Annotated in this window: 20 protein-coding genes and 1 pseudogene; 9 read left to right on the top strand and 12 right to left on the bottom strand. The window is 75.7% G+C overall.

The genetic code is table 11. The annotated features are described in order from the left end of the window. The first annotated feature begins 144 nt into the window (after window positions 1-144). Window positions 145-990 (top strand): GNAT family N-acetyltransferase, encoded by an 846-nt coding sequence (locus tag DER29_RS27810; RefSeq protein WP_121400600.1) that lies wholly within the window; start codon window positions 145-147, stop codon window positions 988-990. A gap of 154 nt (window positions 991-1,144) precedes the next feature. Here the strand turns inward: DER29_RS27810 and DER29_RS27805 are convergent, their stop codons facing one another. Then, window positions 1,145-2,332, bottom strand: a complete 1,188-nt coding sequence (locus DER29_RS27805; RefSeq protein WP_121400599.1) for an NAD(P)/FAD-dependent oxidoreductase — start codon at window positions 2,330-2,332, stop codon at window positions 1,145-1,147. A 13-nt stretch (window positions 2,333-2,345) separates the two neighbouring features. Next, window positions 2,346-3,524: a prolipoprotein diacylglyceryl transferase gene (gene lgt, locus DER29_RS27800; RefSeq protein ID WP_121400598.1), complete on the bottom strand. Its 1,179-nt coding sequence runs from the start codon at window positions 3,522-3,524 to the stop codon at window positions 2,346-2,348. Between the two features lie 101 nt (window positions 3,525-3,625). Between lgt and DER29_RS27795 the strand changes: the two genes are divergently transcribed. Next, on the top strand, window positions 3,626-4,168 hold the full coding sequence (locus DER29_RS27795; protein WP_121400597.1) for an NUDIX hydrolase: 543 nt from the start codon (window positions 3,626-3,628) through the stop codon (window positions 4,166-4,168). 75 nt (window positions 4,169-4,243) lie between these two features. Here the strand turns inward: DER29_RS27795 and trpA are convergent, their stop codons facing one another. From trpA to trpC, 3 genes are read right to left on the bottom strand one after another with little or no spacing between them, the layout of a single operon-like run. Continuing rightward, window positions 4,244-5,047 (bottom strand): tryptophan synthase subunit alpha, encoded by an 804-nt coding sequence (trpA, locus tag DER29_RS27790; protein ID WP_121400596.1) that lies wholly within the window; start codon window positions 5,045-5,047, stop codon window positions 4,244-4,246. 4 nt (window positions 5,048-5,051) lie between these two features. Further along, complete coding sequence (gene trpB / locus DER29_RS27785; RefSeq protein WP_121400595.1) at window positions 5,052-6,290, bottom strand: tryptophan synthase subunit beta; 1,239 nt, start codon at window positions 6,288-6,290, stop codon at window positions 5,052-5,054. Between the two features lie 37 nt (window positions 6,291-6,327). Next, the gene (gene trpC, locus DER29_RS27780; protein ID WP_199729589.1) at window positions 6,328-7,131 is read right to left on the bottom strand and encodes an indole-3-glycerol phosphate synthase TrpC; all 804 of its coding nucleotides are present in this window, start codon (window positions 7,129-7,131) and stop codon (window positions 6,328-6,330) included. 492 nt (window positions 7,132-7,623) lie between these two features. Here trpC and DER29_RS27775 point away from each other — a divergent pair, with 492 nt between their 5' ends. Continuing rightward, entirely contained in the window at window positions 7,624-7,881 is a 258-nt protein-coding gene (locus DER29_RS27775) for a hypothetical protein (RefSeq protein WP_101415126.1), read from the top strand. Here DER29_RS27775 and DER29_RS27770 read toward each other — a convergent pair. From DER29_RS27770 to DER29_RS35630, 4 genes and pseudogenes are all read right to left on the bottom strand, one after another. Beyond that, window positions 7,874-8,503 carry a Trp biosynthesis-associated membrane protein gene (locus tag DER29_RS27770; protein ID WP_121400593.1) on the bottom strand — a complete coding sequence of 210 codons (630 nt, stop codon included), beginning with the start codon at window positions 8,501-8,503 and terminating at the stop codon, window positions 7,874-7,876. The genes DER29_RS27775 and DER29_RS27770 overlap by 8 nt on opposite strands. Next, window positions 8,500-10,095: an anthranilate synthase component I gene (locus DER29_RS27765; RefSeq protein ID WP_121400592.1), complete on the bottom strand. Its 1,596-nt coding sequence runs from the start codon at window positions 10,093-10,095 to the stop codon at window positions 8,500-8,502. Before DER29_RS27765 ends, DER29_RS27770 begins: the two co-directional genes overlap by 4 nt. After that, on the bottom strand, window positions 10,092-10,529 hold the full coding sequence (gene hisI, locus DER29_RS35635; protein ID WP_121400925.1) for a phosphoribosyl-AMP cyclohydrolase: 438 nt from the start codon (window positions 10,527-10,529) through the stop codon (window positions 10,092-10,094). The genes DER29_RS27765 and hisI overlap by 4 nt, the downstream gene beginning before the upstream one ends. 180 nt (window positions 10,530-10,709) lie before the next feature. Continuing rightward, a pseudogene (locus DER29_RS35630) lies at window positions 10,710-11,306 on the bottom strand (phosphoribosyl-AMP cyclohydrolase); the annotation flags it as partial. 296 nt (window positions 11,307-11,602) lie between these two features. Here DER29_RS35630 and DER29_RS27755 point away from each other — a divergent pair. The 3 genes from DER29_RS27755 to DER29_RS27745 are packed head-to-tail and all read left to right on the top strand — an operon-like array spanning window position 11,603 to window position 13,687. Next, window positions 11,603-12,331 (top strand): ABC transporter ATP-binding protein, encoded by a 729-nt coding sequence (locus tag DER29_RS27755; protein WP_121400591.1) that lies wholly within the window; start codon window positions 11,603-11,605, stop codon window positions 12,329-12,331. Next, window positions 12,328-13,065 (top strand): ABC transporter permease, encoded by a 738-nt coding sequence (locus DER29_RS27750; RefSeq protein ID WP_121400590.1) that lies wholly within the window; start codon window positions 12,328-12,330, stop codon window positions 13,063-13,065. The genes DER29_RS27755 and DER29_RS27750 overlap by 4 nt, the downstream gene beginning before the upstream one ends. 13 nt (window positions 13,066-13,078) lie before the next feature. Continuing rightward, on the top strand, window positions 13,079-13,687 hold the full coding sequence (locus DER29_RS27745; protein WP_121400589.1) for a TetR family transcriptional regulator: 609 nt from the start codon (window positions 13,079-13,081) through the stop codon (window positions 13,685-13,687). A 26-nt stretch (window positions 13,688-13,713) separates the two neighbouring features. Here DER29_RS27745 and DER29_RS27740 read toward each other — a convergent pair whose 3' ends face one another. Continuing rightward, window positions 13,714-14,475, bottom strand: a complete 762-nt coding sequence (locus tag DER29_RS27740; protein ID WP_121400588.1) for a DUF2470 domain-containing protein — start codon at window positions 14,473-14,475, stop codon at window positions 13,714-13,716. Between the two features lie 68 nt (window positions 14,476-14,543). Here DER29_RS27740 and rpsD point away from each other — a divergent pair, with 68 nt between their 5' ends. Continuing rightward, entirely contained in the window at window positions 14,544-15,155 is a 612-nt protein-coding gene (gene rpsD / locus DER29_RS27735) for a 30S ribosomal protein S4 (protein ID WP_121400587.1), read from the top strand. An 85-nt stretch (window positions 15,156-15,240) separates the two neighbouring features. On the opposite strand, the gene DER29_RS27730 is transcribed toward rpsD, so the two are convergent. Beyond that, window positions 15,241-16,968, bottom strand: coding sequence for an ABC transporter ATP-binding protein (locus DER29_RS27730; RefSeq protein ID WP_121400924.1), 1,728 nt, complete (start codon window positions 16,966-16,968; stop codon window positions 15,241-15,243). A gap of 201 nt (window positions 16,969-17,169) precedes the next feature. After that, a complete protein-coding gene (locus tag DER29_RS27725; RefSeq protein WP_121400586.1) occupies window positions 17,170-19,047 on the bottom strand; it encodes an ABC transporter ATP-binding protein in 1,878 nt (625 codons plus the stop codon). 144 nt (window positions 19,048-19,191) lie between these two features. Here DER29_RS27725 and DER29_RS27720 point away from each other — a divergent pair, with 144 nt between their 5' ends. Together DER29_RS27720 and DER29_RS27715 are read left to right on the top strand one after the other, a co-directional pair. Further along, the gene (locus DER29_RS27720) at window positions 19,192-19,821 is read left to right on the top strand and encodes a TIGR03085 family metal-binding protein (protein WP_121400585.1); all 630 of its coding nucleotides are present in this window, start codon (window positions 19,192-19,194) and stop codon (window positions 19,819-19,821) included. A gap of 124 nt (window positions 19,822-19,945) precedes the next feature. Beyond that, complete coding sequence (locus DER29_RS27715; protein WP_121400584.1) at window positions 19,946-20,899, top strand: terpene synthase; 954 nt, start codon at window positions 19,946-19,948, stop codon at window positions 20,897-20,899. Window positions 20,900-21,007: the final 108 nt, after the last annotated feature.

The following is a 21,007-nucleotide window of genomic DNA, read 5'->3' as shown; positions in this document are numbered from 1 at the left end:
GGCCTCCTGTCGTCGCTCAGGGTGGATCTCGATCGGGACGACGTCGGCCCTCAAGGGTCTATTGAGTCTACGTTAGGGTCCGGAGCGCAAGGCCAGTGCAGATTGATCACACCTTCCAGACTCTGGGACGTGTAGTCTCGCGCGGTGGATTTTCTTGACAGGGACCTGTTCGGTCGGCTGGAGCACTTCTACGACGCGGTGCCCCGGGACGCGGCCCGTACGGAGGAGCACGGCGCCCTCGTCCTCTTCGTCCGCGAAGGCGTCGGTTGGCCGTTCTACGCCCGGCCCCGGCTCGACGCCACCGAGGCGCCGTCGCTGGCGGACGTCACGGCGGTACGCGAGCGGCAGCGCGAACTCGGCCTGCCCGAGGCCCTCGAATGGGTGCACGAGACCACCCCCGACCTGCTGGCCGTGGCCCGCTCGGCGGGGCTGTCGGTGCTGGAGGCGCCGCTGATGGTGCTCGACCCGGCCGCCCTGCCCGACCCGGGGACCCTCACGGACGTACCGCTTCGGGTGCTCGACGGGGCGGCGCCCGACTTCGCGGCGGACGTGGCGGCGCGGGGAGCGGTCGCCGCCGTCGGGTTCTCCGCGGCCGGCACCGCACCCGGCGAGGCCGGCCCCGCCCAGCGGGACGCCGCGATGGCCGCGCTGGACGAGACGGCGCTCGACGAGGAACGCACCAGCGTCGCCGACGGCCGGCGGCTGTCGGTGCTGGCGGAGACGCCCGCCGAGGGCGCGCTGGCCAGCGGGATTGCGATGCGGGTCGGCGACGTGGCCGAGATCGCCGGCGTGGCCACCCTGCCGGCCGCCCGCCGCCGTGGCCTGGGCGCGGCGGTCACCGCCACGCTGGCCCGCGAGCTGCTGGCCGCCGGCACCGACCTGGTCTTCCTCTCGGCGGGCAGCGAGGACATCGCCCGGGTCTACCTGCGCGTCGGCTTCCGCCGCGTCGGCACCGCCTGCATCGCCGAACCCGCCCCCGTCACCCCCTGACCGAGCCCTCCACCCCGGGCCCGCCCCCGGCCGCGTCGATCATGCAGTTGTGGTGCCTGATTCGACCCGGCTCACGGCTTTCATCCCCCACCACAACTGCATGATCGGCAGCAGCGGCGGGTGAGGCGCCGGGCGCGGGTGGGGTGGGGAGGAGTCAGGTCGGGGGGCGCCACTGGGAGGCCGTGGTGGCGGCCGTCGAGAGCAGGCGGGGGCTCAGGGCGCCCAGGGCGACGTCGCGGGCGCGCAGCGCCAGCGGGCCCCGGGCCTTCAGCACCGCCGACATCCGGCGGGTCTGCCGGACCACCGTCGCCGCCCGGGGCCGGCGCACCCGGTCGTACGCCGTCACCGCGTCGGGCAGCCGGGACTCGCGCAGCAGCGAGGCGAGGGTCGCGGCGTCCTCGAAGGCGAGGCAGGCGCCCTGGCCGAGGTGCGGCGGCATGGCGTGCGCGGCGTCGCCGAGCAGCACCACCCCGCCCGGGCCGGTCGGGAAGCCGTACGACCTCGGCAGCGGCCGCAGCTCGCGGATCTCCTGCTGCACCAGGTCGGTCGGGTCGGTGGCGTCGAGCAGGTCGGCGATCGGCGCGGGCCAGCCCGCGTACCAGCGGCGGAGCAGGGCGAGCTGGGTCTCCGGCGGTTCCGGGCGGGGCGCGCCGACGGCGGTGGCCACCCAGTAGATGCCGCCCCGGCTGGAGCCGCCGGAGGAGCCGCGCTCGCCCAGCGAGGCGGACACGAAGCGGTAGCCGGCACCGAGCACCTCGCCGCCGACGGGCCGGTCGGCGGGCAGCTTCGGGGCCCGGTACCAGGGGATCACCGCCCGCCAGGCGGCGCAGCCGGAGCTGATGACGCCCGACTCGGGGGCGAGTTGCCGGCGGACCGCGCTGTCAGTGCCGTCGGCGGCGACGACCAGGTCGGCCTCGATGGTGTGCCGACCGTCGCCGACCGAGGGGCGCTCCCCGGACACGGCGCGGACCGTCCGCACGGTCACCCCGGTACGCAGCTCGACCTCGTCGCCCAGGCCGGCGATCAGCGCGTCGTGCAGGTCCTCCCGGTGCACCACCACCGGCATCCGGTCGGCCGGCGTGGGGCGGGGCTGCACCAGCCAGTGCCCGTCCGGGCGGCGCACCCCGCCGTCGGGGAGCCCCGTGGCGATCGCCTCCAGGCCGGCACCGAGGCCCAGGGCGCGCAGCGCGCGTACGCCGTTGGGCCAGAGCGCCACGGCGGTCGGCTCGGGGCGGACGCGGTCGGCACGCTCCAGCAGGGTGACCCGCCAGCCGGAGCGGGCCAGCGCGCCGGCGACCGCGAGGCCGCCGATCCCGGCGCCGACCACGACCGCGCTACGCATGGGGTGCTCCTTCTCAGCTGTCGCGGTCGGCGGGCCGGGTGCCCGTGGCCCCGGCCCGGTCCTCCGGGGTCTCCCCGGCGGGGGCGGCACCGGACCCGGGGGCGGCGTCCGCACCGGCCGCCCCGTCCGACGGCGCGTCGGCCGACCCGGGCGCGGCCGCCCCGTCCGGCTCGGCCGGCGCCTCGCCGGTGTCCCGCCAGTGCCGGTACTGCTCCTCGCTGACCACGCGGTAGCCCTCCGGGGCGGCCGGCCGGGCGCCGGCCTCCCGCGCGGACAGGTCGACCTGCGAGACGTCGGAGTCGACGACCGGTTCCGGCGTCGCGGCGGGGCCGACCGGGACGAGGTACTCCCGGGGGCCGCGCACCCGCACGAAGTAGGCCAGGGCGCCGAGGAAGACCAGGCCGGCGGTCCAGACGTTCAGGCGTACGCCGAGGATGGTGTTCGCCTCGTCGGTGCGCATCAGCTCGATCCAGAACCGCCCGGCCGTGTAGCCCATCACGTAGAGGGCGAACGCCCGTCCCCGGCCGAGACGCAGCTTGCGGTCGAGGACGAGGACGAGCGCGGCCACGCCGAGGTTCCACAGCAGCTCGTAGGCGAACGTCGGGTGGTAGAGGCCCGGTTCGAGGATCGGCTGGCCGGCGTCGTCGCGCAGCGCATGGCCCGGGTTGTCCGGGTCCATCCGGTGGATCTCCAGCCCCCAGGGCAGGCTGGTCCGGCCGCCGTAGAGCTCGTTGTTGAACCAGTTGCCGAGGCGGCCGATCGCCTGCGCCAGCGGCAGGCCGGGCGCCAGCGCGTCGGCGACCACCGCGAACGGGATGCCGAGCTGCCGGGCCGCGAGCCACGCGCCGACGGCCCCGCCGGCCACCGCGCCCCAGATGCCGAGACCGCCCTCCCAGATGGCGAACGCCTTCATCGGGTCGCCGCCGGTGCCGAAGTACTTCTCCGGCGAGGTGATCACGTGGTAGATGCGGGCGCCGATGATGCCGGCCGGCACCGCCCAGACCGCGATGTCGAGGACCGCGCCGGGGGCGACGCCGCGCTGGCGCAGCCGCCGCTCGGTGACCCAGCAGGCCACCACGATGCCGACGATGATGCACAGCGCGTACGCCCGGATCGGCACCGGTCCGAGCTGCCAGACGGCGGTGCTGGGGCTGGGCAGAGCCGCCTGGGGGGTCAGCGAGGCGAGAGTCACGGATGCACACGCTACCGCCGTGCACCCCTCCGGTGGCACCCCGGTCCACCGTCCGCCGGTACCGGTGACTTCTGGTTTGCGCCGCCGTAGGCTCTTTGTCCATGAGCGCGCTCACCTGGGCGGTCGCCGCGGTCGTCACCGACGACGCCGGCCGGGTGCTGCTGTGCCGGCAGGGGCGGGGCGAGCGCCACGGGCTGCCCGGTGGGCGGCTGCGCCCGGCCGAGAGCCCCGTGCACGCGGCCACGCGCGACATCCGGGCCGAGACCGGGTGGGAGGTCGAGGTCGTCGACCTGGTCGGCCTCTACCACCTCGCCGGGCGGTGCGGGCCGTCGCCGCCGGCGCGCGCGGCTTCGGCGGCCGGGCGGGCCGGGCCGCTGCCCGACGTCCTGGTGCACGTCTTCCGGGCGCGTACGCGGGGGTCGGGGCCGGTCGGCGACCCGGCGGGCGGCTGCCGGCTGTCCTGGCACCACCCCTCGGCCCTGCCCGAGGCGCTCACCCCGACCACCCGGGCGGCGCTCACCGACGCCCTGGCGGGCCGCTCCGGCGTGCTGCGTGACGCCGCCCCGGGCGATCCGGTGCCGGCGGCGGGCCACCCACCGGGGCAGCGGAGCACTCCGCCGGCCGACCGGACACCCCAGCACTGACCCCCGGGGCGGGCCGTGACCTGGCCCGCCGGGTCGGGGTCGCCCCACTCGGCGGCCGGGATGGCGCGGCCGGGCTCAGCGGGCGGGGTTGCGGACGCCCTCGGCGAGTTCCGCGCTCAGCGCGCGCAGGGCGGCCAGCCCGGACGCCTCGTCCGGCGCGTCGAGCAGGCAGCGGATCAGGGCGCTGCCGACGATGACGCCGTCGGCGTACCCGGCGACGGTGCCGGCCTGCGCGCCCGTGCCGACGCCCAGCCCGACGCCGACCGGCAGCTCGGTGACCTCCCGCACCCGCGACACCAGGACGGGCGCCGCGTCGGACGTCTGCGCCCGGGCGCCGGTCACCCCCATGATCGCGGTGGCGTAGACGAAGCCCCGGCAGTGCCCGACGGTCATCGCCAGCCGCGCGTCGGTCGAGGACGGCGAGACCAGGAAGGTGCGGTCCAGCCCGTACGCGTCCGAGGCGGCGAGCCACTCGCCGGCCTCCTCGGGGATCAGGTCGGGGGTGACCAGCCCGGTGCCCCCGGCCGAGGCGAGGTCCCGGGCGAAGGCGTCGACGCCGTACCGCTCGACGGGGTTCCAGTAGGTCATCGTGACCACGGGCGCCCCGGTGGCCGCGACCGCCTCGATGACGCGCAGCGTGTCCCTGGTGCGTACGCCGCCGGCGAGGGCGATGTCGCTGGCCTTCTGGATCACCGGCCCGTCCATCACCGGGTCGGAGTACGGGATCTCGACCTCGATGACGTCGACACCGGCCTCGACCATGGCGGTCATCGCGGCGATGCTGCCCTCGACGGTCGGGAACCCGGCCGGCATGCAGCCGACCAGCACGGCCCGCCCGTCGGCGCGGGCCTTGTCGAAGGCCACCCCGATCCGGCTCACGTTCTCACTGCTCCTTGTCGAGGATGCCGAAGTAGTCGCCGGCGGTGTGCACGTCCTTGTCGCCCCGGCCGGAGAGGTTGACCACGATGGTGGGCTCCCGGCCCAGCTCCGCGGCGAGCTTCGGGGCAATCTTGAGGGTGCCGGCGAGCGCGTGGGCGCTCTCGATCGCCGGGATGATGCCCTCGGTGCGGCAGAGCAGCTCGAACGCGGCCATCGCCTCGTCGTCGGTCACCGGCAGGTAGGTCGCCCGGCCGCTGTCGTGCAGCCAGGCGTGCTCCGGCCCGACGCCCGGGTAGTCCAGCCCGGCGGAGATCGAGTGCGACTCGCACGTCTGCCCGTCGGCGTCCTGGAGCACGTACGTCCGGGTGCCGTGCAGCACCCCGGCGGAGCCGCCGGTGATGCTGGCGGCGTGCCGGCCGGTCTCCACCCCGTCGCCGCCGGCCTCGAAGCCGTACAGGCGCACGTCGGGGTCGCCGACGAAGGCGTGGAAGATGCCCAGCGCGTTGGAGCCGCCGCCGACGCAGGCGGTGACGGCGTCCGGCAGCGCGCCGGTCAGGTCCAGGCACTGCTGCCGCGCCTCGTCGCCGATGCCCCGGACGAAGTCGCGGACCATCGCCGGGAAGGGGTGCGGCCCGGCGGCGGTGCCGATCAGGTAGTGGGTGTCGTCGACGTTGGCGACCCAGTCGCGCATCGCCTCGTTCATCGCGTCCTTGAGCGTGCGCGAGCCGTTGGTGACGGGGACGACGGTGGCGCCGAGCATCCGCATCCGGGCCACGTTGAGCGCCTGCCGCTCGGTGTCGACCTGGCCCATGTAGACCACGCAGTCGAGGTCGAACAGGGCGGCGGCGGTGGCGGTGGCGACGCCGTGCTGGCCGGCGCCGGTCTCCGCGATCACCCGGCGCTTGCCCATCCGCCTGGTCAGCAGGGCCTGGCCGAGCACGTTGCGCACCTTGTGCGCCCCGGTGTGGTTGAGGTCCTCGCGCTTGAGCAGCACCCGCGCCCCCACCTTGGCGGAGAACCGCTGCGCCGCGTAGAGCAGCGAGGGGGTGCCGGCGTAGTCGCGCAGCAGGGCGCCGAACTCGACCCGGAACGACTCGTCGGCCATCGCCGCGCGGTGCGCCGCGTCCAGCTCGTCGAGCGCCGCGACCAGCGCCTCCGGTACGAACCGGCCGCCGAAGCGGCCGAAGTGGCCGGCGGGGTCGGGCAGCGGACCGGCCGGTGCGGCCAACGCGTCGGCGCTCATGAGATGGTCCTCTCGGTGCTGACGAACCGGCGCGGGATCAGCGCACCGGGCGGGGCGTGGCCGGGTGGTTGCCGGCGTTGACCAGCTCGGCCACCGCCTCGCGGGGGCTCTTCTGGGTGACCAGGCCCTCGCCGACCAGGACCGCGTCGGCGCCCGCCGAGGCGTACCGGATGAGGTCGTGCGGGCCGCGCACCCCCGACTCCGCGATCTTGACGACGCTGCTGGGCAGGCCGGGCGCGATCCGCTCGAACACCGAGCGGTCGACCTCCAGCGTACGCAGGTTGCGGGCGTTGACCCCGATCACCTGGGCACCGGCCTCCAGGGCGCGGTCGGCCTCCTCCTCGTCGTGGACCTCGACCAGCGCGGTCATGCCCAGCGACTCGATCCGCTCGAGCAGGCCGACGAGGGCGTTCTGCTCCAGCGCGGCGACGATCAGCAGCACCAGGTCGGCACCGTGCGCGCGGGCCTCGTGCACCTGGTAGCTGGAGACGACGAAGTCCTTGCGCAGCACCGGGATGCTGACGGCGGCGCGGACGGCGGCCAGGTCGTCGAGCGAGCCGCCGAACCAGCGCCCCTCGGTGAGCACGCTGATCGCCCGCGCGCCGCCGGCGGCGTAGTCGCCGGCCAGGTCGGCCGGGTCGGCGATCTCGGCCAACCGCCCCTTGGACGGCGACGAGCGCTTCACCTCGGCGATCACGGCGACGCCCGGCTTGCGCAGGGCCGCGTACGCGTCCAGCGGCGGCGGCGCGGCGGCGGCCAGGTCGCGGATCCGCTCCAGCGAAACCTGCTCCTGTCGCCGGGCGACGTCCTCACGCACGCCGGCCAGGATCTCGTCGAGCACGCCTACGGACGCCGCCGGACCGGCCTCGTCCCCCTCCGCGTGCGCATGCTCAGCAGTCACCAACGGACTCCCCTCTCCGGGTGTCATGGGCCGATGCTAGGGGGCGCCACCTGGCGACGGGCGCCGGGGGTATGGCGTGCCTCACGAGATGGGCTGGGGCATAATGGCCGACCTCCGGTGAACGGGATGTCACGCAGGGCGACCACGCCCCACGACGAACGCCACCCGACCATCCCCGCCTCCGCCCCCCAAGGTCATCGACGTGATCCTATCTGGTGGCGCGGTCGGCCGCCCGGTTCGGTGCCCACCGCCGACGCCCGTCGATGGTGTGACCTACCTCAAGGCCGAACGGCCCTTTGCCTGGTGGCGGGCCTGCGAGCAGTGTTGACGTGTCGGTCACCACGGCGAAACGTGAACCGGCCAGCATCGTCCTCGGGCAGACTCGATGACGCGCCTGCCCCACCGTCACCAACGATCCTCTGCGGGGTGATCATGAGCACTGTCGAGCCGCACCAGCCCATCGGACTGACGACCGTCTCCCGTACCGTCGCGTCGCTCGCCGTCGGCGTGGTCCACACCCTGGAGCGCGCCGTGGTGGGCGAGGCACGGATGCGCACCGCGCGGGGCAACGCCTGGGAGGCGGTCTGCGCCGACCGGGCCCGGGCGGAGCAGCGGGCCGAACTCGACCGCCTGGTGGCGGAGCTGGCGGCGGCCCGGGCCGCCGCCCGCGAGCGCCAGCCGGTCAGCTGACCGTCGGGTCCTCGCCCCGGTCCAGCGCGTCCCACGCCTCGGTGGTCTGTCGGCCGGTGACCCGGTCGCCCTCGCCCCGGCCGCCCCCACCCGGGGCGGCCGGCGCGGCGTCGCCCGCCGACCGCCGCTCGTAGCGGGCGCCCATCGCCGGCCAGTGGCGCCCCCGCAGCGCCGTCAGCAGCCCGCCCGCCGTGGCGAGCACCCCGCCGAGCAGGCAGAGCGCCGGCCAGTGCCGGGCCACCTCGCCGTCGAACGCGGCGACCAGGCCGTAGCCGCCGCCGGCCGCCACGGCCGCGCCGAGCACGCACAGCAGCCCGCCCAGCAGCCGCCGCGCCCGCCCCCGGGTGGCGAGCACCGCCCCGCCGCCGGCCAGCCCGACCAGGGCCAGCGCCGGCAGCCAGGGCAGCAGGCCGGCGCCCGTGCGGGCGTCGCGTACCGGCGGCAGCGGGGTGGGCCGGGCGGTCAACTCGACCGCCCAGGTGCGGGTCGACGCCCACAGCGCCAGGCCCGCGCCGGCCACGCAGAGCAGCACGGCGTACGTCAGCTCGCGCCGCTGGGCGCCCGGCCGCGCGCCCCGGCCCGCGTCGCTCGCCGGAGCGGTCCCCGGCTCGGCGGCCGTCACCGGGCGGGCCGGAGGGTCTCGGCGGCGGCGATGGCGGCGAGCACGGCGGCGGCCTTGCTCCGGGTCTCCTGGTCCTCGGCGGCCGGGTCGGAGTCGGCCACCACCCCCGCCCCGGCCTGCACGTACGCCCTGCCGTCGCGCATCAGCGCGGTGCGGATCGCGATCGCCATGTCCAGGTCGCCGCCGAAGCCGAAGTAGCCCACGGTGCCGCCGTAGATGCCGCGCCGGACCGGCTCCAGCTCCTCGATGATCTCCATGGCCCGCACCTTGGGCGCGCCGGAGAGGGTGCCGGCGGGGAAGGTCGCGGCCAGCGCGTCGAAGGCCGTACGGTCCTCGCGCAGCGTGCCGACCACGGTCGAGACGATGTGCATGACGTGGCTGTAGCGCTCGATGGTGGCGAACTCCGGCACCTCGACCGTGCCCGGGCGGCAGACCCGGCCCAGGTCGTTGCGGCCCAGGTCGACCAGCATCACGTGCTCGGCCCGCTCCTTCGGGTCGGCGAGCAGCTCCGCGGCGAGGCGGGCGTCGACCTCGGGGGTGCCGCCGCGCGGCCGGGTGCCGGCGATCGGGTGCAGCAACGCCCGCCGCCGCCCCTCGGCGTCGCTGGTCACCTTCAGATGCGCCTCCGGCGAGGACCCGACGATGTCGAAGCCGTCGAAGCGCAGCAGGTACATGTACGGGCTGGGGTTCGTCGTGCGCAGCACGCGGTAGACGTCCAGCGGGTCGGCGTGCGTGTCCCGCTCGAACCGCTGGGCCAGCACGATCTGGAAGCACTCGCCGGCCCGGATCGCCTCCTTGGCCGCCTCGACGGCCTTCGGGTAGCCGCCCTCGGGCGTACGGCTGCGCACCTCGCCCGCCGGGGGGCGCCCGACGGTCGAGACCATCGGCGGGATCGGCCGGGACAGCGCGGTGGTCATCGCGTCGAGCCGCCCGACGGCGTGGTGGTAGGCCGCCGTGACCTCAGCGTCGCGGTCCGGCTCGGACAGCGGCGGCAGGATCGCGTTGGCGACGAGGATCGCCGAGCCGTCGTAGTGGTCCAGCACCACCAGGTCGGTGGCGAGCATCATGCCCAGCTCGGGCACGCCCAGGTCGTCCTCGGTCAGCTCGGGCAGCCGCTCGAACCGCCGGATCAGCTCGTAACCCAGGTAGCCGACCATGCCGCCGGTCAGCGGGGGCATGCCGCTGGCCGCGTCCCACGCCGGGCCGGCGAGCGCCTCGACGGTCTCGCGCAGCACCCGGACCGGGTCGCCGGAGGTGGGCAGGCCGGCCGGTGGGCGCCCCGTCCACACCGCGGCGCCGTCCCGCTCGGTCAACGTGGCGCTGCTGCGTACGCCGATGAACGAGTAGCGCGACCAGGCCAGGCCGGCCGAGCCGACGCCCTGCTCGGCGGACTCCAGCAGGAACGTCCCCGGGCCGCCGGCGAGCTTGCGGTAGACGCCGACGGGGGTCTCCGCGTCGGCGAGCAGCCGGCGGGTGACCGGCACGACCCGCCAGCGGGCGGCCAGCTCGGTGAAGGTGGCCGGGTCCGGGCTGACCGCGCCGTCGGTGCGGGAACGCCCGCCGTTCGCGACGGCGGGACCGGGCGCGCTCACCGGGCACCAGCCCCGTCCCCGCCGACCGGCAGCTCGGTGAAGAAGCAGGTGCGGTGCCCCGTGTGGCAGGCCGCGCCGACCTGGTCGACGTCGACCAGCAGCGCGTCGCCGTCGCAGTCCAGCGCCACGGCGCGGACGTACTGGTGGTGCCCGGAGGTGGCGCCCTTGACCCAGTACTCCCGCCGGCTGCGCGACCAGTAGGTGGCCCGGCCGGTGGTCAGGGTGCGGTGCAGCGCCTCGTCGTCCATCCAGGCGACCATCAGCACCTCGCCGGAGTCGTGCTGGCGGACCACGGCGGCCACCAGGCCGTCGGGGGTGCGGCGCAGCCGGGCGGCGATGGCCGGGTCGAGCCGGGACGGACGGACCGCGCCGTCGGCCGCGGGCTCCTGCGGACTGGGGTGGGCGCCGGTCGCGGGCGCGTCAGGTACGGGCACAGTGACCCATTGTCCCGGACGCGGGGCGGGCACGGGTGACGGCTCCCGCCGGGGCCGCGGCGGCCGGTGGGCGGGCCGGGTCAGCTGGTCGACGTAGCGGTCCAGCCGGCCGTCGGTCAGGGCGTCGGCCAGGTCCGCGCCGGCGGCCCGCGCGACCTCGGCGGCGTACGGGCGGATCAGCGGCAGGACGCCGCCGACCAGGCGGGCCCCGGCGGCGCAGAGCTGGCCGACGGAGCCGGGCCGCAGGCCGAGGCAGAGCAGCAGGTCCTCCCGGTAGTTCGGGGGCGCCACCGGCAGGTCGAGGGCGGCGGCGAAGGCCGCCCGCCGGGAGGTCACCCGGACCGTGGGGTTGGCCAGCCGCAGCACGGACGGGCAGAGCCGGGCCAGGTCGGCGGCGGCCAGCCGGACGCCGAGGTGGTCGTCGGCGTCCCGCGCGCCGGCCACCTTACCGAGCGTCGCGATCAGCTCCTCCAACTGCGGCTCGCCGGCGGGATGGCAGAGCACCGGCAGGTCGATCCGGGGCCGCCAGTGCGGGTCCGCCCACAGCAGCCGCACCGGCGCCGTCACCGGCAGCCCGAACGCCCAGTCGGCGGGCTCGCCGAGGCGGCTCAGCCAGGAGCGGACGTCGCGGGCGGCCACCGAGACGTGGGTCAGCCGGCCCCCGTGCTCGGCCAGGAACGCCCGGCGGGCGGCGTACGGGGCGCCGGCGAGCAGCACGTCGACGTCGACGTCGCTGTGCGCGGTGGCGGCCCGCCGGGCGTGGCTGCCGCGCAGCATGATGCCGACCACGGGCTGCTCGACGCCGGCCCGCAACCGGGCCGCCCATTCGCCGAGGAACCCCTCGTCCGGTGACGCAGCGTGACCCACGGCGCCATCGTGCCGTACGTCCGATCAGGGCGCAATGCCCTATGCCGCGCCTGATGCCCGTTGGCGGACCTGCTGTCCGGTCCGAAGGCTAATGCCCGACCGATCGCACGGCCGCCTCGGGGTACCGGTCCCCCGGCGACCCCCGCCCGGCGGACATCTCCGTTAGCGTGGAGTTCAACGGATGATGAGTTTCCCCGGAGGCGCCGGTGGACGAGGCGATCGCCGTACGCGAGCTGGTCGTCGAGCGGGGCGGGCGGCGGGTGCTGCACGGCGTCAGCGCGCGCGTGCCGCGCGGTTCGGTCACCGGGCTGCTCGGCCCGAGCGGCAGCGGCAAGACCACGCTGCTGCGGGCGGTGGTCGGCGTGCAGGTGCTCGGCGCCGGCTCGGTGACCGTGCTGGGGCGCCCCGCCGGGTCGCCGGAGCTGCGCCGCCGCGTCGGCTACCTCACCCAGGCGCCCAGCGTCTACGCCGACCTGACGGTGCGGGAGAACGCGCGCTACTTCGCCGCCCTGCACGGCCGGGGGCGGGCCGAAGCCGACCGGGCGGTCGCCGAGGTCGGGCTCGGGTCGGCCGCCGGCCAGCTGGTCGGCACCCTCTCCGGCGGGCAGCGCAGCCGGGCGTCGCTGGCCTGCGCCCTGGTGGGGGAACCGGAGCTGCTCGTCCTCGACGAACCCACCGTCGGTCAGGACCCGGTGCTGCGGGCCGACCTGTGGGCCCGGTTCCACGCCATGGCCGCCGCCGGCACCACCCTGCTGGTCTCCAGCCACGTCATGGACGAGGCGGCCCGCTGCGACCGGCTGCTGCTGATCCGCGAGGGGCGGCTGATCGCCGACGACACCCCCGACGCGGTCCGCGCCGCCGCCGGCACCGACGATCTGGACGAGGCGTTCCTGCGGTTGACCAGGGCGGGCGCCGCCGGACGGGAGACGTCGTGAACCCCCGGATCCTGGCCGCCACCACCGGCCGCATCCTGCGCCAGCTGCGGCACGACCGGCGCACCGTGGCGCTGCTGCTGGTGGTCCCCTCGGCGCTGTTCGCCCTGGTCCACTCCATGTACGTCGACCAGCCGTCGACGTTCGACCGGGTCGCCCTGGTGATGCTCGGCTTCTTCCCCTTCGTGGTCATGTTCCTGGTGACCAGCATCGCGATGCTGCGCGAGCGCACCACGGGCACGCTGGAGCGGCTGCTCACCACCCCGCTGGGCAAGCTCGACCTGCTCTTCGGCTACGGCATCGCGTTCGGGCTGGCCGCGGTGGTCCAGGCGGTCGTCGCGTCCGTGGTCGCGTACGGGGTCTTCGGGCTGGACACCGCCGGCCACAGCGGGCTGGTGGTCCTGGTCGCCGCGCTGAACGCGGTGCTCGCCGTCGCGCTCGGGCTGTTCTGCAGCGCCTTCGCCCGCACCGAGTTCCAGGCCGTGCAGTTCATGCCGGTCGTGGTGGTGCCCCAGCTGCTGCTCTGCGGGCTCTTCGTGCCCCGGGGCGAGATGGCGGGCTGGTTGCAGGCGGTCAGCGACGCGCTGCCCCTGTCGTACGCCGTCGAGGCGCTCCAGGAGGTCGGCGCCCACGCCGAGCCGACCGGCACGATGTGGCGGGACGTGGCGGTGGTCGCCGGCGCGGCGGCGCTGGCGCTGGTGCTCGCCGCGGCCACCCTCCGGCGGCGCAGCGGCTGAGCGGAGGGCGACGATGGTGCGGCGGACCGGACGACGACCCGGCAACCCGGACACCCGGCAGGCCATCCTCGACGCGGCCCGCGCCGCCTTCGCCGAGCGGGGCTTCGACGGGGCCTCGATCCGGGCCGTCGCCGCCGCCGCGCGGGTGGACCCGGCGCTGGTGCACCACTACTTCGGCAGCAAGGACCGGCTCTTCCTGGCCGCGATGCACGCGCCGGTCGACCCGGCCGAGCTGCTGCCGAGCGTGCTCGCGGGCGACCGCGCGGGGCTCGGGGAGCGGCTGGTGCGCACCTTCCTCGGTGCCTGGGACTCCCCGGCCGGCACCGCCGGCGTGGCCCTGCTGCGCTCGGCGGTGAGCAACGAGTGGACCGCCCGGCTGCTGCGGGAGTTCCTGGTCACCCAGGTGCTGCGCAGGGTCCTCGACCAGCTCGACGTCGACCCGGCCGAGCTGCCGCTGCGCGGGTCGCTGGTGGCCAGCCAGCTGATCGGGCTGGCCATGATGCGGCACGTGGTCCGGCTGGAACCGGTCGCCTCGGCCGCCCCGGAGACGCTCGTCGCGGCGGTCGGCCCCACCGTGCAGCGCTACCTGACGGGCGACCTCGCCGAGGTCTTCGCCGGCTGACGGAACGGCCGGGGCGGCGGCACCGGTCAGGCGTGGTCGGCGTGCCGGGACGACGAGGCGTGGCGGCAGACCAGCGGATGCAGGAGCCGGGTCAGCTCCGCCTGGCAGTCCAGCGGACGCGGGAACGCCAGCCGCACGCGCCGGCGGGCGCCGGGTCGGCCGTGGGCGACCAGCAGGCCGTACCGGTCGATCCGGACCACCCGGGGGGCGGTGTCGGGGGCGCCGTCGGCGAGGCCGAGCTGGCGGCGAAGATACCCGGCCACCTCGGCGGCGTGGTGGTCGGCGAGGTCGGCCAGGAGTTCGGCCTCGACGGCGTGCAGCGGGTCGGGCTCCGCCTCGGCGTACGCCTCGGGGTCGACGCGGCTGACGGTGTCGCCGCGTTCCCAGCGGGCCTCGACCACCTCGAAGCGGTGCAGCCGGAACCGGGTGCCGACGTCGAGCAGGTCGCCGGCCGGCTCCACGGCCGCGAAGTCCAGCGCGGCGCGGCGCTCCTCCTCCCCGTCCAGCCGGGCCGCCCAGCCGGAGACCCAGGCCCGCCCGAGGCTCGGCGCGCCGGCGGCGGGCGGCAGGTCCAGCACGTCCAGCACCAGCGCGACCTCGCAGTCGCCGTCGGCGGGGCACAGCGCGGCGGCGAGGTCGCTGACGACCGGCACCAGCAGCAGCACCCGGCCGTCCGGGTCGGTCACGTGCCGGACCTGGTGCGGGCCGGGCCGGTGCGCGACGTGGGCGATGCCGGGCAGCCGGCCCGCGACGAGGGTGCGGACGATCTCCGCCGGGCTGGGCCGCATGGACGACTCCTTCGTAGGTTAGCCTTACCTAACTCGCAGACTAGAGCACCGGATCGGAGACGTCCAGCGTGAACCAACCCAGGCCCAAGGCCCGCCTCTCCCGCGCCCTCGGCATCCCCCTCACTCGCAAGTGCGTGCGGTACTTCGAGCGGCGCCCGTTCCCGCCCGGAGTGCACGGCCGGCAGCGCCGCAAGACCTCGGACTACCAGGTGCGGCTGCTGGAGAAGCAGCGCCTGCGCCACCAGTACAACGTCAGCGAGACCCAGCTCCGGCGTGTCTTCGACGAGGCCGCCCGCAGCGCCGGCAAGACGGGCGAGAGCCTGGTCGCGCTGCTGGAGCGACGGCTCGACGCGGTGGTGCACCGGGCCGGCCTGGCCCGCAGCATCTACCAGGCCCGGCAGCTCGTCGCGCACGGCCACTTCACCGTCGACGGACGCAAGGTCGACCGGCCGTCGTACCGGCTGCGTCCGGGCCAGGTGGTGGCCGTCCGCGAACGCAGCCGCGCGTCCGTGCCGTTCCAGCTCGCCGCCGCGGGCGCCAACGCCACCGAGGGACCCGGCCAGCCGTACCTGTCGGTGGAGCTGGGCGAGCTGCGAACCACGTTGCTGCGCGAGCCCGCCCGGCACGAGGTGCCGGTGATCTGCGACGAGCAACTGGTGGTGGAGTTCTACTCCCGCTGACCCACGCGCGGCCCGGCGCGCAGCCGGGCCGCGCGCCGGACCGGGCCGGCGGAAACGGGTCGGCGCGTACGCACGGCGGGCCGGGTCAGCGGGTCTGCTCCAGCCAGGAGGCGTAGAGCAGGCCGTAGACCGACTCCGGGTCGCGGACCAGCTCGTCGTGCGGACCGCGCTGCACGATCCGGCCCTTGTCCACCACGATCACCTCGTCGGCGGCCTGCGCCGTGGAGAGCCGGTGCGCGATCGCGAGGGTGGTGCGCCCCCGGGTGACCGCGTCCAGGGTGCGTTGCAGCCGCACCTCCGTGGCCGGGTCGACCGCGCTCGTCGCCTCGTCCAGCACCAGCAGGTCCGGATCGGCCACGTACGCGCGGGCCAGCGCGACCAGCTGCCGCTCCCCCACGCTCAGCGCCTCGCCGCGCTCCCCCACCGGCGTGTGCAGCCCCGACGGGAGCCCGTCCAGCCAGTCCGCCAGCCCCAGCTCGGTGAAGGCCGCCCCGAGCTGCTCGTCGGTCAGCTCCGGGCGGGCGAAGCGGACGTTCTCCGCCACCGTGGCGTCGAAGAGGAAGCCGTCCTGCGGGACCATCACCACCCGCGAGCGCAGCGAGGCGAACCGGACCCGGTCCAGCGGCACGCCGGAGAGCAGCACCTGGCCGGCGGTCGGGTCCATCAGGCGGGTGAGCAGCTTGGCGAAGGTGGTCTTGCCGCTGCCGGTCTCCCCGACCACCGCCACCCGGCTCTTCGCCGGAATCTCCAGGCTGACGTCGTGCAGCACGGGCGGACCCCCCGGGTACGCGAAGCGCACCCCCGCGAAGCGGATGTCCAGCGGGCCGGACGGCAGCTCACGCCCCTGCTCGCCCGGGTCGGCGACGTCCGGCTCGACGTCCAGCACGTCCAGCACCCGGCGCCAGCCCGCGATGGCGTTCTGCGCCTCGTTGAGCACCTCGGTGGCGATCTGCACCGGCTGGATGAAGAGCGTGACCAGGAAGAGGAAGGCGGTCACCTCGCCGATGCTCAGGGTGCGGTCGGCGCCGAGGGTCACCCCGAGCACCACCACGCCGGCCAGCGCCAGGCCGGCCGCCAGCTCCCCGACCGAGCTGCCCATGATGCTGATCCTGATCGCCCGCTGCTGGGCCCGGCGCTGCCCGTCGATCGCCTCGTCGAGCCGGCGGGCCGTCCGGCCGGCGATCCCGTAGGCCCGGATCACCGGCGCGCCGACCACGCTCTCCCCGATCGCGCCGAGCAGCGTCCCCGTGCGCTGCCGGACCACCCCGTACGCCCCGGCGAGGCGGCGCTGGAGCCGCCGGATCACGAACACGGCGGGCAGGAAGGCGGCGAACACCATCAGGGTCAGCTGCCAGGAGTACGCGAACATGACAAGCGTGGTGACCGCCAGCTGGCCGAGGTTGATCACCAGGATCACGCCGCCCCACTGGAGGAACTGGGTGATCTGGTCGACGTCGCTGGTCACCCGGGAGACCAGCGAACCGCGCCGCTCCGACTGCTGGTGCAGCATCGACAGGTCGTGCACGTGCCGGAACGCCCGGATCCGCACGTTGGCCAGCGCGGTCTCGCTGACCGTGAAGAGCCGGCGCATCATCAGGTAACCGCAGAGCGTGGTCACCACCAGCACCGCGGCGGTGGCGGCCACCACCTTCCAGATCACGCCCAGGTCCAGGCCGCCCACGATGCCGTTGTCGATGCCCTGCTGCACGGCCACCGGAACGGCCGCCCGGCCGACCATGTAGACCAGGGCCAGGCCGAGCGTGCCGGCCAGGCCGACCCGCAGCTCCGGGGAGAGCGCCAGACCCCGGCGCAGCGTCTGCCACGTCGTCTCGGGCGCCTCGGGCGTCTCGGGCGCCTCGGCGGCCCCAGTCTTCCGCGCCGTGTCCGTGGTGGTGGTCACCGGATCCCTCTTTCGTTCGCGACTGCGGGGCTCCGCTGCGCTGCACTCCTCGCGCTCACCGGGCCCGCCTTCCGTTCACGACTGCGGGGCTCCGCTGCGCTGCACTCCTCGCGCTCACCGGTCCACCTCGATCTCCAGGCCCGACGGCAGCGGGGCGACCTCGTCGTACGTCTCGTCCTTGGTGTGGTCGACCTCGGCCTGCTCGTAGGCGGTGACCAGGTCGGCGTAGCCCGGCACCGTGGCCAGCAGCTCGGCGTGCGGGCCGCGGGCGAGCACCCGGCCCTGTTCCAGGTAGACCACCTCGTCGGCCAACGCGATGGTGGCCCGCCGGTAGGCGACCACCAGGATCGACGCGGCCGGCCCGGCCTGCCCCGCCGAGGAGCGCAGCCCGGCCAGGATGGCCGCCTCCACCCGCGGGTCGACGGCGCTGGTCGCGTCGTCGAGCACCAGCAGGCGTGGCCGGCCGGCGAGCGCGCGGGCCAGGGTGAGCCGCTGCCGCTGGCCGCCGGAGAGCGAGGTGCCCCGCTCGCCGACCCTCGTGTCGAGACCGTCGGGCAGGGCCGCGACGAAGCCGTCCGCCTCTGCCAGCCGCAGCGCGGCCCAGACGTCGTCGTCGCCGATGCCCGGCCGGTCCAGCGTGATGTTGGCGCGCACCGTGTCGTCGAAGACGAACGGCACCTGGGCGACCAGCGCGGCGGTGCCCGCCAACGAGGCGGCGGTGAGCCGGCGGACGTCCACCCCGTCCACGCACACCGTGCCGGCCAGCGGGTCGACCAGCCGCACGGCCAGCGCGGCGATCGTCGACTTGCCGGAGCCGGTCGGCCCGACCAGGGCCACGGTCTTCCCGGCGGGCACGGTGAAGGAGACGTCGCCGAGCACCTCCGTGCCGGGCAGGTGCGCCTCGGCCGGCTCGTAGCCGAACCGCACGCCGTCGAACGCGAGGGTGGCGGGGCGGGGGTCCGTCACGTCGAGCGTCGTGTCGCCGTACGCCATCTCGCCGGTCGCGTCGAGCACCCGGCGGACCCGGTCCCAGCCGGCGACGCTGCGCGGCAGCTCGGCCAGCACCCAGCCGATGGCCCGTACGGGAAACGCCAGCACCGTGAAGAGGAAGGCGACGCTGATCAGCTCGGCGACGCTGATCGCGCCCTGCCGCAGCCGGATCGCGCCGACCACCAGCACGGCGAGGGTGCCGAGGCTGGGCAGGGTCTCCAGCATCGGATCGAAGACGCCGCGCAGCCGCCCGACCGCCACCAGCGAGTCGCGCAGCTCACCCGCGCGGGCGGCGAACCGGTCGGTCTCCTGCGCCTCCCGGCCCATCGTCTTGACGACCAGGGCACCGTCGAAGCTCTCGTGCGCGATGCCGCTGACCTCGGCGCGCAGCCGCTGGGCCCGGGCCTGGCGGGGAGCCATCCGGCGGGAGTAGGCGACGTTGAGCGCGAAGAGCGCCGGGAAGACCGCGACGCCGACCAGGGCCAGCGCCCAGTCGGTGACGAAGAGCGACCCCACCGCGCCGACCAGCATCACCAGGGTGCCGACCGCGAACGGCAGCGGGGCGATCGGATACCAGGCGGCCTCGACGTCGGAGTTGGCGTTGGACAGCAGCGTGCCGGTGGCGTTGCGGTGGTGCCAGGACAGCGGAAGCTCCAGGTAGCGGCGGGTGACCCGGCGCCGGTAGGCGGCCTGGAGGCGGTACTGCATGTAGCCCGCGCCGAGGCGGCGGCCGAAGATGCCGGCCACCCGCAGCACGCTGATGCCGAACAGCGCGACGGCCGCCAGGGCCAGCCCGCCGACCCCGACCGCGCCGCGCTCGATCGCCGGCACCACCACGTCGCCGACGACGGCGCCCACCACGTACGCGCTGGCCACCGTCATGGCGCCGAAGAGCACGCTGCCGCTCACCGCGACCGCGAAGATGCGCGGCTCCTCCCGGATCGCCCGCCCGAGGACGGCCAGCCCCCGCACCAGCACGTCCCGACTTGTCCTGCTCGCCACGCTCTCCCCCGCCGTAAGCCGCACTTATCTTCCTCATCCTTACCGGTCCGGGCCAGCTCCGCCGCCCCGGTCCGCTATGTCCACCGTCACGGCCGCCGGCGCACTCGACGCGCCGAGCGGGCCGTACGGGCCTACGATCGGTGCATGCCGCGGTACGCCCGATCGGAGCGCGAGGCGCTCGCCGACCTGATGCAGACGCTGGGACCGGAGGCGCCGACGGTCAACGAGGGGTGGAGCACCCGCGACCTCGCCGCCCACCTGGTGCTGCGCGAACGCCGGCCCGACGCCGCCGGCGGCATCCTGCTCCCGCCGCTGCGCGGCTACTCCGAACGGGTGCGCCTACGCGTCGCCGCGCGCCCCTGGCCACGCCTTCTCGAGCAGGTGCGCCGGCCGCCGGTGTGGAGTCCGGTCAGCAACCCGGTCACCGACGAGCTGGCCAACACGCTGGAGTTCTTCATCCACCACGAGGACGTGCGGCGCGCCCGCCCGGGCTGGCTCCCGCGCGACCTGGCGGCGGGGCTGAACGCGGCGCTCTGGAAGCGGTGCGCCGGGCTGGCCCGGCTGGCGTTGCGCCGGTTCCCGGCGGACGTCTTCGTCCAGGCGCCCGGCTACGGGGAGCTCTCCGTCGGCCGCGGCGGCGAACCCGTGCGGGTGGTGGGCGCACCGGGCGAACTGGCCCTGTTCCTCAGCGGCCGGCAGCGGGTGTCCCGGGTGCAGATCGACGGGCCGGCGGCGCCGGCCGAGCGGCTCCGGGGCGCCAACCTGGGCATGTGACGCGCTGTGCGTAAACGGCCACAGCACAATTCGAAAAAGCGGTTACCCAACGACCGCGACCGATCCCCGCTCCCGTACGCTGTCCCGCGCCGTCCCGCCGTGGGGCGGCGCGACAGGGGGCACCATGCGGACCTTCGCGGTCTCGGCGCTACGGGAACCCCCCTTTCCCGCGCGCCAGCACGACGCCACCGCACGGGTGGCGTGGGAGAGCACCGAGTGGGCGCTCGGCCACGGGCTGATCGCTAACGGGCACCGGCTGCACCGGCTGCGCCGGGCCGACGCCGCCGGGCTGGCCGGGCGGGCCTGCCCGGAGGGCCCGGTGGACGGGCTGCGACTGCTCACCGACCTGATCTCCTGGCTGTTCGTGATGGACGACGCCTGCGACGAGGACGGCCTCGGCGACTCCCCCACCCGGCTGGCGCCGACCGTGGCCGCCCTCCTGGACGTCCTGGACGGCCACGGGGGACGGACCGACGGGCCGGCGACCGCGGCCGGGCCGCTCGGCGAGGCGCTGGGCGACCTGTGCCGACGGGCCCACGCCGCCGGCGGGCCCGTGGCGCTGCTGCGCTTCGTCGGCGACGTGCGGGAGTACCTGCTGGCGCTGCTCTGGGAGGCGGCGAACCGGGAGCACGGGCGGGCGCCGGGGCTGGCCGAGTACGTCCAGATGCGCCGGCACACCGGAGGGGTCCACCCCAGCTTCACCCTCACCGAGCTGGCCGCCGGGGCGCTGCCGGGCGCGACCCAGCGCACCGAGCCGTCGCTGGTCGCCCTCGACCTGCTCGCCGCCGACCTGGTCTGCTGGTGCAACGACGTCTTCTCGTACGGCAAGGAGCACCTCGGCCAGCCGGACGCGCACAACCTGGTCGCGGTGATCGCCGCGGGGCGGGCGGACGGCGACGAGTCGGCGGCCCTGCGGGCGGCGGCCGACCGGTTCAACGAGGGCCTGACGGCGTACCTGGCGACGGAGGCGGCGCTGCTCGCCACGGGCGACGACGGCCTGCGGCCGGCCCTCACCGCGCGGCGCAACTGGATCCGGGCCACCTACGACTGGTCGCTGGGGGCGGCCCGGTACGCCTGAACCGGGGTCCATCTTCCGAGACGTGGCCCAGCCGTGATCCACAGGGCTAGCCGATGCCCGGGCGCAGGCAATACCCTTCGGTAACGAACACCGACGTGACCATGGTCA

The sequence above is a fragment of the Micromonospora sp. M71_S20 genome, assembly GCF_003664255.1.
Taxonomy (GTDB): Bacteria; Actinomycetota; Actinomycetes; order Mycobacteriales; family Micromonosporaceae; genus Micromonospora.
Note: the sequence above shows the minus strand (reverse complement) of the source record. Positions and strands in the feature narration are given on the sequence as shown.